At 39.8% G+C, this 13,961-nt stretch carries 13 protein-coding genes; 3 read left to right on the top strand and 10 right to left on the bottom strand.

The genetic code is table 11. From position 1 onward, the window contains the following. Positions 1–72: 72 nt before the first annotated feature. The 3 genes from KUG63_RS01345 to KUG63_RS01335 all read left to right on the top strand — a co-directional run bounded on the left by KUG63_RS01345 (position 73) and on the right by KUG63_RS01335 (position 4,284). Positions 73–450 carry a hypothetical protein gene (locus tag KUG63_RS01345; RefSeq protein WP_287553757.1) on the top strand — a complete coding sequence of 126 codons (378 nt, stop codon included), beginning with the start codon at positions 73–75 and terminating at the stop codon, positions 448–450. 524 nt (positions 451–974) lie between these two features. Then, complete coding sequence (locus tag KUG63_RS01340; RefSeq protein ID WP_287553754.1) at positions 975–1,931, top strand: ABC transporter substrate-binding protein; 957 nt, start codon at positions 975–977, stop codon at positions 1,929–1,931. Beyond that, the gene (locus tag KUG63_RS01335) at positions 1,915–4,284 is read left to right on the top strand and encodes an ATP-binding protein (RefSeq protein WP_287553752.1); all 2,370 of its coding nucleotides are present in this window, start codon (positions 1,915–1,917) and stop codon (positions 4,282–4,284) included. The genes KUG63_RS01340 and KUG63_RS01335 overlap by 17 nt, the downstream gene beginning before the upstream one ends. Before the next feature lie 100 nt (positions 4,285–4,384). Here KUG63_RS01335 and KUG63_RS01330 read toward each other — a convergent pair whose 3' ends face one another. From KUG63_RS01330 to KUG63_RS01285, 10 genes are all read right to left on the bottom strand, one after another. Continuing rightward, positions 4,385–5,074, bottom strand: a complete 690-nt coding sequence (locus KUG63_RS01330) for a hypothetical protein (RefSeq protein ID WP_287553750.1) — start codon at positions 5,072–5,074, stop codon at positions 4,385–4,387. Next, positions 5,071–5,847 (bottom strand): FTR1 family protein, encoded by a 777-nt coding sequence (locus tag KUG63_RS01325; protein ID WP_287553748.1) that lies wholly within the window; start codon positions 5,845–5,847, stop codon positions 5,071–5,073. Before KUG63_RS01325 ends, KUG63_RS01330 begins: the two co-directional genes overlap by 4 nt. 4 nt (positions 5,848–5,851) lie before the next feature. Further along, positions 5,852–6,169, bottom strand: a complete 318-nt coding sequence (locus KUG63_RS01320) for a cupredoxin domain-containing protein (protein ID WP_016389561.1) — start codon at positions 6,167–6,169, stop codon at positions 5,852–5,854. 8 nt (positions 6,170–6,177) lie between these two features. Beyond that, on the bottom strand, positions 6,178–7,503 hold the full coding sequence (locus KUG63_RS01315; protein WP_287553745.1) for an ATP-binding protein: 1,326 nt from the start codon (positions 7,501–7,503) through the stop codon (positions 6,178–6,180). Continuing rightward, positions 7,500–8,159, bottom strand: a complete 660-nt coding sequence (locus tag KUG63_RS01310; RefSeq protein WP_287553743.1) for a response regulator — start codon at positions 8,157–8,159, stop codon at positions 7,500–7,502. Before KUG63_RS01310 ends, KUG63_RS01315 begins: the two co-directional genes overlap by 4 nt. Before the next feature lie 16 nt (positions 8,160–8,175). Beyond that, positions 8,176–8,805: a tetratricopeptide repeat protein gene (locus KUG63_RS01305; protein ID WP_015005629.1), complete on the bottom strand. Its 630-nt coding sequence runs from the start codon at positions 8,803–8,805 to the stop codon at positions 8,176–8,178. Between the two features lie 151 nt (positions 8,806–8,956). Then, positions 8,957–9,625, bottom strand: a complete 669-nt coding sequence (locus tag KUG63_RS01300) for a TenA family transcriptional regulator (protein ID WP_287553741.1) — start codon at positions 9,623–9,625, stop codon at positions 8,957–8,959. A gap of 5 nt (positions 9,626–9,630) precedes the next feature. Continuing rightward, positions 9,631–11,094: an AMP-binding protein gene (locus tag KUG63_RS01295; protein ID WP_287553739.1), complete on the bottom strand. Its 1,464-nt coding sequence runs from the start codon at positions 11,092–11,094 to the stop codon at positions 9,631–9,633. After that, entirely contained in the window at positions 11,094–11,807 is a 714-nt protein-coding gene (locus tag KUG63_RS01290) for a thermostable hemolysin (RefSeq protein WP_287553737.1), read from the bottom strand. The genes KUG63_RS01295 and KUG63_RS01290 overlap by 1 nt, the downstream gene beginning before the upstream one ends. 264 nt (positions 11,808–12,071) lie before the next feature. Next, the gene (locus KUG63_RS01285; protein WP_287553735.1) at positions 12,072–13,961 is read right to left on the bottom strand and encodes a DmsC/YnfH family molybdoenzyme membrane anchor subunit; all 1,890 of its coding nucleotides are present in this window, start codon (positions 13,959–13,961) and stop codon (positions 12,072–12,074) included.

Here is a 13,961-nt window from a genome sequence, read left to right as displayed (position 1 = left end):
TCATCTTCTGTGTCCTCTATTTAAATAATAATACAGAAAATAACTCCTTAACTAACGGCTTTTACTGTCCTAATGAGCGGAACCGCTTCAGGGTATGCATACAACCATACCAATGTTGGGAGAATCACTCACAATGATATTGAAAATATTCGCAGCTCTGTACCAAAAGATGTTTTTAATATTTTGGTCTCCCATACGTTTGATAATAATTTATGGGCTAGTATTGCTTTCTACTACACTAGTAGCATGGAGTATTTAGACTCGGGTAACCCACAAGGTCCGTTAAGGCGCTTAGATATTAATACAGGAAAATCATTTAACCTATCACAACGCCAAGAAATAGACCTTAGCTTTAACCTACAACTGGCTCTTGATAAAAACAAAGACTTCCTGAATGAATTTGAACTCGATAACCGAGCATTTGTCGAACTAACCTATAGGTATGACTAAAAGGACGACAGTAATACAAGTTAAGACATGGAATGTTGCACAAAAAACTCTAGGTATTTACTAACCAGCTTATTACTGGTCGGCTTTATTTATGTGCCTTATGTTGAGAATCAATACCTATTTTCAATGTTCCCTCGATTACTCTTCTTCTACCTAGTTTTGAATAGCCTCACACAGCAATGCTCCTTAGCTAAGCTATTAATAACATGATACTATAATTTTTAATGCTTTTTTGATAGCCAAACTTATCTGCCTAATTATCGGCATTAAACTTAGTCATAGTCAAAACATATTTTCCTATGTTGTTAAGCAACAATTTTTCGCAGAACGTCTAAAAAGGAACAGACTCCTCACCAAAGGCAACCCCACGTATCAAACCATTGCTAATATTCGACTGTACTTTAAACTATCGAAAAAGCTAACTAATGGAATCCGTTTTAGCTCATCATTAACATCCAATAAAAAGCAGCCTCTTCATCAATACGTGGTCACCAATAACCAAATGCATCAAAGGATAAAATAGCGTGCTGATTAACACCCATCAGCCCAGAAAATTTTATAGTGTCTATTTAGCATTGGCTTTACTGCTGATGCCTCTACCCTTACTCGCACAAAATTTGGTTATCATTTCTGATAACGCTAGCCATTATCAAACCAGCTATAAAACACTTATTACGAACCAGCTATCTCAAGACCCCAGCATACAATTACGAAACATACCGACCAGCTCATTAAGCACCGAAACGCTAACAAAAGACTCACCCGACATCCTGATTAATCTCGATAATAAAGCCATAAAAAAGCTCGTGGAATTGAATATACAAACCACAACATTTCACGCCTTAACAACATTATCACATGCTAAAAAGAACATCCCATGCTTACCTTCATGCCGAGAGCTTCGGCCCAATCACTTTTTCTTTGTCTTGGATCAGCCACCAGCTAGACAATTAAATTTAATACAACGTCTTAGCCCTTTATTTAAAAACATTGGTGTTATTGTCACTCATCAATCAAAAGATCAGCTAACACACTTAAAGAAAATTGCCGCGGATAAAAAATTAACCATTAACGAACACCTTAGTAATTCAAAAAATGTAAATTCCCAAATAGGTCGTGTTTCACAATCTTCGGACATCATTCTCGCAATAGCCGATACCGATATTTATAACGCCACGTCTCTTTCACAAATCCTACTAACCAGTTACCGTTATGGAACACCCATCATAGGTTTCTCTAAAGGCTTTATAAGAGCCGGGGCTATTGCAGGAACAGTCAGTAGCCTCGAGCAGTTGGCTAAGCATTTAACCGAAACAATCTTCGCCCTAGAGGAAGCAAAGAAGCCTCTGGCAAACAGTATTGTTTACCCTAAATATTTCAGCGTTATTTCCAATAGAAATGTCGCAAAAAGTTTAAACCTACATTTCCCTAACGATAAAGCATTACAAGCGCAATTAATCAGCTATGAGTTTGATAAGTAGGTTTCAATTACAAGATAAGCTGCTTCTCCTAGGCGTTATGCCAGCAGCCATCGTAGCCATTATATTAGCCACCTACCTAACCTCAACGCGTTTAAATGACATGTACGATTTATTGCATAAAACGAATGAGAACTTATGTCTTTCAATAGCCAAGTCCAGTGTTAATGGTGTCTTTTCTGGGAATTTAGCGGCGCTCGATGCAGTTGTCCGTTCAGTAGTTAATGAGCCAGATATCCTCTCTATTAAAATTACAGACAGTGCGGGAACGGCTCTTTCCTATGCAAGCAGTGATATTGCAACACCCTCATTACTATCCAACCCATCAAAAGAAATTGTTCAACCAATCACACTTAAATCAATTGAAAACACGGATGAATTTTATAGCTTATTAGTTGGCCCACCGGTTGAAAAAAATGAAACCATTGGTTACGTCACACTCACGCTTTCATATGAGGCTATTCAACAACGGCAATATAATATTTTATCTAACACAATCTACATCACCTTATTTTTACTATTGGTAATCGCTCTTATTGCAAAATACTTCAGCGCAACAATTAGTCGCCCCATTCTAAAATTAACACGTGATGTAAAAAACATTACTAAAGGCAACTATACTCCACCACCTAACACCCCAAATATCAGTAGCAAAGATGAAATTGCCACACTCGAGAGCGGTGTTCATGAAATGGCTCAGCAAATTAATAATCACCAACGGATTCTGAAACAGAGGGTCCTTGAAGCGACGCAAGAGTTAAGATCTCAAAACGACAAGCTTTTTTCTGCCCAAGAAGAAATCCTCAAATCCGCCGATGCAAAATCACGGTTTATTTCACATATAAGTCATGAAATACGAACTCCGTTAAATGGCATTATCGGCTTTCTTGAAATCATTCAACAAACCCCTCTTGATGATGAGCAACTGAAATTGGTCAATGCATCTCATTTATCATCAAAAAATTTACAAACCATTATTAATGAAGTATTAGATTTTACCCAGCTTGAATCTGGCAAAGTACTTATTCATAAAACAAATTTTGAACTGAAAAAGGCAATACAAGATGCCATTTTGCTTTTATCTGCCCAAGCAAAGGAAAATCACGTCAGCATTAATTATCAGCACGATGCCAATGTCCCTGTGGTTATTAATCAAGACCACGTCAAGTTTGGTCAAATACTTATTAACCTACTTAGCAATGCTATCAAGTTCAGCCACCAATCATCTGTTATCGTTCGCTTAAAAATGAACCCTTACAAGCAGGATGTTATTGATATTAGCATCATTGATCACGGTATCGGCATCAGTGAACATAACCTCAAACAGCTTTTTCAAGAATACTCTCAACTTGATGGCGCTACTAGCGACCAAGGAACAGGTCTTGGCTTAGTAATTACTAAACGCCTGCTAAACGCACTTAACGGCAGCATTAAGGTAAAAAGCACCTTAGGCGAAGGTTCTAATTTCACCTTTAGTCTACCCTTTACACAGGTGAAAGATAGCTACCAAGCTATTAATAAACCCATAGCGATTGAACACCCTCTGCCCGACCTAAGTTCTTTAAATATATTAGTTGCAGACGACAACGAAATTAATCGATTATTGTTGAGTCATTTATTAGAAAAACAACACGCTAATGTAACCTGTGTTAACGATGGCCAACAAGCCATTGAACTAGCCTTCAAGCACCCCTATGACCTGATGCTATTTGATTTAAGAATGCCTTTAAAAATGGGCAATGAGGCACTTTTTGAAATACGTAACCACTCACAAAACCCTAACTATAAAACACCCGCCATTGCTATTACTGCACACATTACCTCAGGTGAAGAGAAGGCACACCACATCAGTTCATTTGACGGGTACCTAATAAAACCTATTGATCAAGTACACTTTTTCGCCTTAATTGAGCAATTACTTAGCGAACATGATTTTGATACGCAGCCTTTTATATCAACCACTACAAATGGCGATTCAGCCTCTAACAGTCAACCGTTTGATTATCACTTAGCTAAAAAAAGCATGAATGCGGACCATTCGTTTATGTTAATTATGCTTGAGAAGTTTTTATCTGAACTTCCTAAACAAAGCGAAGACATTTCAGAGCTGATTGGGCAAAACAACATAGTGGATGCAGCAGAAGCAGTCCATAAAATCCACGGTTCGGCAGCATATTGTGGAACACCTTTATTAAAATCAGCAGCGAAAAAACTTGAGCTTGTATTGAGGGAAAACGATAAAAATAATATTCAAAAGTTCCACAAGATTTTTTGTAATGAAATACAGACATTGCTTACATTAAAAAGCGACATTCTTACCTTGCTGCAAACCCTTACTAATAATCAAGAAACTTAAACAACTTTCTTATAACGTGCCCATAGCAACCATGACATGGCGCTTTAATCAATCAAGAAACCCTAATTACAGTTAAGTAGAAAACCTTAATCCCTCTGCATTAATACTCATACTCTATCAATACGCGCAACGTACTATCAGGGCCTTTATAACCTAAGCCAAATATGGAGCCAACTTCCCAATGCATTTTTTTCGCATGGGCTAAGCGAATATCACCCATTACAACAGGGCCTACCGCCTGGCCATTTTCATCACTATAAAACTCAATGGCAGGTTCTAACTTTTCTGAATACCGGTAGCGTGCCTGAAGAGCTAGCGACGATTCAAGCTCATTCTTTATTTCATTCCCCCACTCATACTCAATAATAAAATTGGCCGCACCCACCCATTTCCCCAACTCTTTTTCCATTAAAAGACCACTGGATAAGCCCCAAGTATCGTCGTGCTGCTGATGCTCAAGTTCAAATAAAACACCCCAGTCAGCATCGTACTCACCTTGTTCAGTTAACTGCCATTTTACTTCCAGCTCTAAGGCCTCTAAAGAAAAGTGCCGATCGTTATCTTCTGCAATAAGATAGCCCTCAACGAACAAGCTATCCGATAATGATTTACCGATACCAAGCCGGTGAAGTTGCTGCCCATCTCCTGATAACATTCGCCATTCCAGCTCCCTTTCTAAAGGCTGGACGTACGGGTGATACACTTTATCTACCGAAAATTCCGATGCTGCCACACGAACGGCTAAAAGTGCTAAACAACAGGCTTGTAGTGTTCTGTTTATTGTTCTCACTCGCCCATTTCCCACTTAAAGGTTTTAAAAGTCCTAACAGCTAAGGCAGATGCAAGTATTAAACTTAAAAAATACCCACCAACTTGAATAGGCGTTGGCGTAGATTCGTAGCCAAGCAAGGCATATAAAATTTGCCCTATAACAGAGCCCTCACTCACCCATGATGAGGTGTTCCATAATGGTGCTTGACTGATCAAAATATCCGCCTGAATTAACAATTGAAATGCTTGAGTGGTCATACTCGCGCTGATTAGAACCAAGGCAACTAAGCTAACAGCAATCCCCTTCCTAGGACGCAAATTGATCATTAAATAATACATAAACACTCCCACACTGAAACCTACTCCAGCTCCAATAAAGCTGCCTGCAAGCACTGTTTCTAATAGCTGCTCATTACCTATAAAACCTTGAATATAAATGATTATTTCTGACCCTTCGCCCACTAAAGTGGCCGATAAACACCCAGCAATCGCCCATACAGTTATTTTGTAATAAGGTCGCCTCCCCATTGAAAAAATTAAAAATAACAAACAAATAAACGTCATTAGGTGCATGCACGCATTCAAAATTTCTTGCCCAACACCATCAAAAAACATCGAAATAGATGCAATATGACGAGCATAAAAAATTGATAACACCCCACCTAAGCCCAACGAAGAAAGAAAGTAACGACGCGGTAATTGCAGTTTCTGACATAGTACTAACAACACACTGACTATGAGCGCTGCTTCAAATACCTCCCTTAAGATAATAATGACTGAATTGATGAGCATAACGTTACTTTACAATGACCTTGCCCTGAGCTGTTTTAGGAAAAAACTCACCAAAAAAGGGGTATTCACCCGCTGGTAATGGGCCTATAAAAACAACGCCTTTTGAATGTCCTGGAATAACTTTCTCACGGTTAAGCTCATAACTTTCAAACTCCTCTGCTGTCTGGTCTTGGTTATCAATTAACAGCTTTACTTTGGTATCGACGGGAATTTCAACCGTGGACGGGTAAAACAGGTGATGACGAATGACAATATTAACTGTAGGTGCCGCGAAAAGCGGGGTTATTGCCAACATTAAGCAGATGATGAGTAATATGCGCATAGGTGCCCTTAAATAGCTGGAAATTCTACCATCACGTTTAAACCACCTAATTCAGCTGACACTGCCAGTTCAACCTTAGCCCCATGAAAAGTAGAAATATGCTGCACAATGGCTAAGCCAAGCCCACACCCTAATATACCGGATGCATGTCTATCTCCACCCACCCGATAAAACCGTTCAAAAACACGTACCCGATCTTCTTCTGCGATGCCTGGCCCAGAGTCTTCTACGCAAAGCATCACAGCATTGTCTTTGGATTTAATATTTACCGAAATAACACCCTGTGCTGGTGTATATTTATTGGCATTAAGAACTAAGTTTTGCAATAAACTCTCTAGTGCAAATTCATTACCTTTGATAAGGCATACAGGCTCTGCATTCAAACTTATTCTTTGCTGCTTTGACTCAAACTGCATGTATTCTTTGGCAATCACCATCTTAGCAATATCAGTTAAGTTTAACGGTTCCATTTGCTGAGCAGCTTGATCGGGTGAATGTTGATATAAACTCAGTATCTGCTCAATCACATGCCCCATTCGTTCCACTCCCTCTTTCAAAGGTTCTAGATCGCCATCAGTTATGTCCTTAGTAGACATTAGGTTGTGTAGCTGCACTTTTAAGGAGCTAATAGGGGTGCGCAACTCATGCGCCGCATCCGCCGAAAACTGCTGCTCACGTACGAATGCATCATTTAAGCGCTGTAGTAAATCATTGGTTGTTATACATAATTGCTCTAGCTCTTTGGGTTGTTGCTTAATCGAAATTGCAGACAGATCATCCGCTTTCTTATCACCGAGTTGCGTGGTTAATTCACGTAGCGGCTTTAAACCAAAACCCACCGTTAACCAAATAATAAAGGCGGCCAATGGGATAGCCATCACTGTTGGTTTGATGGCAGATAATACAATTTTATCGGCTATTTCATAACGTAAGTCGATACGTTCCCCTGTGATCACCCAGCGTTTAAAAAGCCTGTCTTGTAATATGTAAGTACGCCAACGAAAGTCTGCGTAGTTGGCATTATGAAAGCCTTCCGACAATTGACTGTTAAACATTTGGTGTTCAGGCGCATTACCGGAGCGCGCAATAAGTACGCCATCATGCGACCAAATTTGAAAAAAAACCGAGGGCTTAAGGTCTAGTGTTTTTTCAACCCTTGGCGTGAGATCATGATTAGCATGTACAATAATGCTGGCTAAGTTTTTAAGTCGCTCATCAAACAAAGCATCCGTTTTAGCAAGACTTGAGCGGTAGCCCAGCAATAACGATAGAAACGTTACCGCGGTAATAGTCGCCAACAGTGTTAACAATAAATAGGTACGAATTGACCTCATATTGGCTTCACTATATAACCAACACCTCGAAGTGTTTTGATAAAACCTTTAGGTAACTTTTTTCTTAGATTGTGAATATGAACTTCTATCGTATTACTCGCCACCTCTTGATCCCAGCTATACAGTTTTGACTCCAAACTCTCGCGTGTTAAAACACGCCCAGCATTTTCCATCAGTGCCTTTAACAAGGTAAACTCACGACGCGATATATCCACCGCTTCGTTGGCAACCGATAAGCCATAACAAGCCGTGTCTAATACAACATCACCGATATGAAGGCCTGCATGTTTTGAGCTACTAGAACGGCGCTCAACAACTCTTAAGCGCGCCAACAGTTCATCCACTTCAAATGGTTTTGCTAAATAATCATCCGCCCCTAAATCCAAGCCCGACACCTTGTCATCAATCGATGACCTAGCCGTTAAAATAAGTACCGGCAACTGCGCTGTATGCTGCCTAATGGCCCGCAATACATCCAAGCCATCCATATCGGGCAGGCCCAAGTCTAAAATCACAATATCCGTTGGCTCAGTTTTAACGATGCTTATCGCCTGTTGACCATGCTTCAAATAATTAACCACAAAACCTTCATGTGTCAGCGTCTTTACCAAGGCGTTAGCCAATGCTGCATCGTCTTCAACCAGTAAAATATTCACTTGTTCAGTTTAAATGCTAATTAATTTCATGCAATGCTTCATTTATTTCATGCCGGCGGCCGCTATCTGCAAGCGCTCTGTCTGGCCTTGCTTTAGCATCGAGTGCTTTTATGAAGCTAGCTTGAGCTTGTTTTTTCTCACCTTGATCCAGCAAAAACAAGGCATAAAAATAATGACTATCAATGCCGTTTGGATCAAGGAGTATGCCCTTTTGAAGATACCTTTTTGCTTTTTTGTCATTGCCAAAACTAATCGGCCAGCCTGGCGCCTTAAAATACAAGGTTCCCAAGGTTGTATGTGCTGAGCCAGACAACGCTTTATCATCTAATAAAATAGATTTTTCCAAATCTTTTTTTGCTTCTTTTATTAATGATAACGCACTCAGGCCACCCTTAACGCCAGCGAAACTTGATTCAATAATACCCCGCCAAATAAGCACTTCCGCCGATACCGGATGCAACTTAACTGCCTCGTTAGATTGCTCTATTAAGGTCTCAAACGCTTCTTCTTGTTGTGACCCTTTCATTTGATAGTTAGCTTTTGCCCAATCTTTTGCCAAGAGAGCCACATCCTGCTGAACATCTGCCAATACGGCGGTTGATGATATGAGTAAAACGTAACACAGTATTTTCACAATATTTTTCATACTAAACTCCGATTTAGGTTACTCAGCAACCTTTTGTGTTTGCTCACTGTTTATCCGTAGATTGAACAGCCAGCGCTTAATAACATCATTGATAAGCCAATGCACCACCACTCGTCACGCTGTTTTATTTATTTATAAGTACGCTTACCTTCTATGCTAATGTCTTTTCAGGCTGTTCAGTTAAGCTACAAAAAATATCACCATAGAGTCGATAAAACTGTTTGGCACAACGAATAATAAGCTGCTGCTCAGCTGGCTGATTTATTTTATTCATTAAGCTTTCAAAAAATTGAACATGATCCTGATCCAGTGCGCCATGTGAGCGCAAATAACTAAACGCCTCATCAGGTAAACTCAATACTTCTTGAATGCCATCTGCCGCTCTATCAGCTGTTGTGACACTGGTGCCTTCTAACACATGAACCATACCAAAAAAACCCAAGGGGTTAACACGGTTAATAACATCATAGGCATACGCAACCATTAATTCCGTTTCAAAGGCTGGCGCGTCATGCCGAACTCTTTCTTTATCAACCCCACACACAGCAAGGTCGTTTAAAATCCATTCTTGATGGCCTAACTCTTCTTCGATGTATTCTGCCAATGCATTACGTAGCCACTCTTTTTCCTCTGGAATTCTCGCACCCGCTGCCATTAATAATGGCACCGTATGTTTAACATGGTGATAAGCCTGTTCTAAAAAAGCGATATATTCCTCTTTTGAGATTGTTCCAGACACCGCTTTGTTAATAATCGGGGCCGCCAACAGTTGATGACGCTCCTGCTCGGTTTGTTGCTGTAATTGTTGAAAAAAGGCCATTATCCTTACTCCGAATATAATTGATGTATAGTTGATTGATACTGCCTCAAAATAACATCCCTAACGGGTCTGCCATTAGAGGTCATCGTGCCTGCTGAAAAACTCATCGGTTGTGGTAGTACTGCCCATCTTTTAACCTGCGCATAATCAGGCAGTGAGCGATTCGCTTTGATAATGCTATCCTTTATTATTTCTTCAGGCATTGCTTCATCTCTTAAGGATATTAGTGCAATGCAGTGTGGCCGTTGATCGCCAAACACGACACACTGTTTAAGCAAACCATCGCTTAATAAAACGCCTTCAACCCATTCAGGACTAATATTCCGACCATAACTTGAAATAAGAAGGTTTTTTTTACGTCCATTGACATATAGATACCCTTGTTCATCTAAAAACCCCAAATCGCCCGTTCCAATTTCTGCTTTTCCCCATGAAGCAGGCTCTCCTACGTAACCTAGGAACGGGTTTCCATAAACAATAATTTCATCGTCCACAATGCGTACTTCAAGGTGCGGCAAGGGCTTGCCAACCGACCCCGCTTTATTATTTTTAGCTGAATTTAAACTCACAACCGAAGCACACTCAGATAGCCCATACCCTTCATAAACGGGCAAGCCATACGATTGCGCTTGCTGAATGAGTTGTTGAGACACTTTGCTACCACCGACAGCCATAAGCGCTATGGACGAGGGTAGCGTCCAACCTTTTTTTATCGCACCAATAAGACTCAGTAGTATTTCTGGTAATAAAATTAAACTAACGGGCTTATATTTCTCAATCGTTTTCAGCAAAGCTGATAACTTAAAGTCACTGCTGCCATTAAAGCCTAATTGATTGCTGGGTAAGGCAATAATAGTTCCACCATTTAACAAGGTCACGTACGAACCCGCTGTGTTTTCAAGTAAGGTACTAAACGGTAATACTGATAAATGCTTGCCGACTGGCAATTGTAATGAATCATGCGTAGCTTTCGCGACCGCAAACTGCTGCTTGTTCGATAAGCAAACACCTTTAGGCTCACCTGTTGAACCCGATGTAAACGTTATTTTCGCAGTAGAAACGGGTAATTCGCTATCCGCTATATTTTTCAAGTCACTACAGAGTAAATCCCCAATCAATACCTCTGTATTCAATAACTCCGTAACGTTCAATAAGCTATCATCACGCTTATGAACCAGCGCACATGCGCCCGATTTTTTAATAGCAAAGGCTAATTGCTGCTGAGAAAAAAATGCCGGCAAGGGTAACAAGGTCACCCCTGATACATTAGCAGCAAGGTCAACTAACAACCATTCAGGCGAATTATCACAAAACAAGGCCAATACTTTATGCTGATAACGTACTAAAAACCTTGATATAACATTAACCCCATTCAGCAATTCTTTATAGGTGTATGCTTTTTTTTCGCCAACAATGGCTATATCACTTGGCCGCTGTTTGGCAAGCTCTTTAATTTCGTTCCAAAGCATTACCGGTCCAAAGATACTCGCAATACAAGCTGATCAATTGTGGACTGATAATTAGTCATCACAAAACCTGAAACCGGATGACTTTTCAATATTGCATAAGCTTTTTTTATATCGCCTGCAATAACTTTGGGTTGGTTTTTGTAATAACTGCCCCATGAACCACTATCAAACGCAAGACTTTCGGCTTGGGCATCACAAATATCAATACACCCAATATCCAGTTCCGAAATCATAGATTGAACTTGCTTAGTTGCGGTAAATAATGCCCAATCAATATCTAATTGATAGAGTGTTGACACTATTAAAACAAACAACATTTTACTGGTACTAGGATAACTCGATGTTAAGTTACCAATTTCCGCTATCTTCTGCCGGTCAACATTAAGGTTGATCAGCCGACTAATCACTAACTCAGCCTTATCATCTAAATATTGTTCTAAAAACATTGGGTTATCGATCTCAGCCGGATAGAACCCAAGCACTGATGTTATATTTTTTTTGGTTTCTGCAGATAATAAATAAGGTAAAAAACTCTTTATCTGCGCGGCATGGTTTTTATAAAATTGCTTTGTAATATATGCTTCTACATTAGCTCGTTGCGGTGAGTCAAGGCCTGTTAAAACAACAGATAAGTGAGGTAAAAAAACTCGTTTGCTTGCTTCTGAATCAGCACGTTGTTTGCTACCCTCTGATTCACTTTGTAGTGCACTCATAACCAATCCTTATTCTCATAGACTGGTTACGAGTGTACTTGTTGAAAATTAAGCCAATCTTAAGAGAATTGGAATAAATGCAAAAACATAATAAAAACCTATATTCCCCTGAACATCGCCTTTAATACGTTACAGCTTATGCTGTAGGCCTAAGGTAACCTACAAACAAGTATTAACAAATTGATAAATTTAAGGCACATTAGGATTTTCTAAACAGTTACACCTTGTTAAATAACAAGGTCACGTGAGTTTCAAGCCGAGCTTCTATTTAACCTTTTTCCAATAAAATATTTCTTTCAATTGGTCAATCGCTTCTTTTGCGGTTGTGGTTTTAATAGTATCTATCAATTCACCTACTTTAAAGGTTCTATGCTCCTCATAACGCACACCCACTTGAGGCATATTTGCTAAACCAGTTTCTTTTGCATGTTCTTCAAAAGCTTTGTTTTTCCAAAAGAATGCACCCGGCATTGTGGTAGGAATAACCAATGCAAAGAATAAAGAACGCCTAATCACGGCTGTACTAAGTAATGACAGCCCTAATATCAACCAACCCAGCGTTGATGATGGAGAATCAAGCAATAAGCAAGACACAATAATTGAGGAGCCTAACAATACATTACTAATAATATAAGGCCATGCAAAACGGGTTGTTTGTAAGTACCATGAAGCACTACCTTCTCCCTCACTATTTTTAAGATCAGCGGCATGCGCGACGTGCCCTATGGCTTCAAGCAGCAAACCCAGCAATAGTAAAACTACCAAACTAATATATTGTGTAGTATTGAGAGCATCTGCTATTAACGCAACGAAAACAATCGTTAATGACCCAAGACTCAAACATGTTCCAACAAAAGAACTCGCTGTTTGCCAGTGATCCCAAAATGGGCGTGCCTTAATTCTATATAGCTTATACATATAAAACAGACCTACTGGACCACTGAGTACGCCCATAATGGCAAACAGTCCAATCAATGGCTTAATCTCAAAATAACTAAAAACACTAAACCCAAGCAAGCTGCTAAAAAACAAACTAACCCCAGCAATTTCACGGCTTACCGGTGAATGGCGTAAATTATAAAAACCACGGTAAAAACGATGTGGTTTGCCCAAATGCATATTGAGTTTATAGAAGCCAACCATCAGCAATACATTCATCAATACTAATAACGGCAGATACGCAGCAGACGACTGAATCGCTACTATCGCTTCAACACCCGTAAAGCTACCAAGCACAATGATTAAAAACGCGCCAAGGATGGCTTGTGTTGATAATGTAAAAATGACATGAGAACTTTCATGCGTCATCAGCAAAGCTTTCCAATTCCATTGCTTTTTGACTCCATGCTTTTCATCTACTACCGGTTTATACTTTCCAACCTCTTCATCTTTATGATATTTAAGCGGCATCGAGTCGGTACGCGTCATTTCACGCTTATTTTGTCGCGTTTGCTGAAAACGAATATTCGGATGCGTAATATCTGCTGTTGGAAAACCCGGTATTTCAGCTTGAGCCTGTTCCCTATTTTCTGGCACATTCTCAATGACTCCAAAATCCAACGCATTACCTAAACAGGCTGATACACATGACGGTTTTAACCCCACCTCTAATCGATCAACGCACATATTACATTTACTAACCTCACCTTTAACAGGGTCAAGTTGAGGGGCGTTATAAGGGCAAACCCATGTACAGTAACCACAGCCGAAACAAATATCTGGGTCTTGTAACACCGCACCATATTCAGCAAACTTTGTGTAAGCTCTTGTTGGGCAACCTTTTAAGCAAACAGGGTCATCACAATGGTTACAGGCCATCGAAATATTAAGGCGCTGATAATCTGGGTACGTTCCGCCTTCGACATAACCAACCGAACGGAATGAGATATGAGCAGGGTTATCATTTTTTTCACTGCATGCCGCTTCACATGCATGACAACCGATACAGTTATCTGCATTTAAATAAAACCCATGCTGTTTATATCGATCTGGGTTTTCGCTAATACCTGTATCACCATTTATATTAAGGCTCACCTCCCTTAACGCATTACCCTCCTCGGCGAGCTCAATATTGTCTCCATATCGGTTTTTTTCTCGGCTTTCTTCTGTCCTTAAAAAAGCATATTTTTGTTCATCACTACGTGTTTCAATCAT

This window comes from Cycloclasticus sp., from assembly GCF_019090545.1.
Classification (GTDB): domain Bacteria; phylum Pseudomonadota; class Gammaproteobacteria; order Methylococcales; family Cycloclasticaceae; genus Cycloclasticus; species Cycloclasticus pugetii.
The sequence above is the reverse complement of the archived record's forward strand: the minus strand, read 5'-3'. Positions and strand labels throughout refer to the sequence as shown.

Bases quoted from the DNA above. Each gene is read 5' to 3' on its own strand.
- KUG63_RS01345 (WP_287553757.1), top strand. From the start codon at position 73: ATGAGCGGAACCGCTTCAGGGTATGCATACAACCATACCAATGTTGGG.
- KUG63_RS01335 (WP_287553752.1), top strand. From the start codon at position 1,915: ATGAGTTTGATAAGTAGGTTTCAATTACAAGATAAGCTGCTTCTCCTA.
- KUG63_RS01325 (WP_287553748.1), bottom strand. From the start codon at position 5,847: ATGCTCATCAATTCAGTCATTATTATCTTAAGGGAGGTATTTGAAGCA.
- KUG63_RS01320 (WP_016389561.1), bottom strand. From the start codon at position 6,169: ATGCGCATATTACTCATCATCTGCTTAATGTTGGCAATAACCCCGCTT.
- KUG63_RS01315 (WP_287553745.1), bottom strand. From the start codon at position 7,503: ATGAGGTCAATTCGTACCTATTTATTGTTAACACTGTTGGCGACTATT.
- KUG63_RS01305 (WP_015005629.1), bottom strand. From the start codon at position 8,805: ATGAAAAATATTGTGAAAATACTGTGTTACGTTTTACTCATATCATCA.
- KUG63_RS01300 (WP_287553741.1), bottom strand. From the start codon at position 9,625: ATGGCCTTTTTTCAACAATTACAGCAACAAACCGAGCAGGAGCGTCAT.
- KUG63_RS01295 (WP_287553739.1), bottom strand. From the start codon at position 11,094: ATGCTTTGGAACGAAATTAAAGAGCTTGCCAAACAGCGGCCAAGTGAT.
- KUG63_RS01290 (WP_287553737.1), bottom strand. From the start codon at position 11,807: ATGAGTGCACTACAAAGTGAATCAGAGGGTAGCAAACAACGTGCTGAT.
- KUG63_RS01285 (WP_287553735.1), bottom strand. From the start codon at position 13,961: ATGATTGAAACACGTAGTGATGAACAAAAATATGCTTTTTTAAGGACA.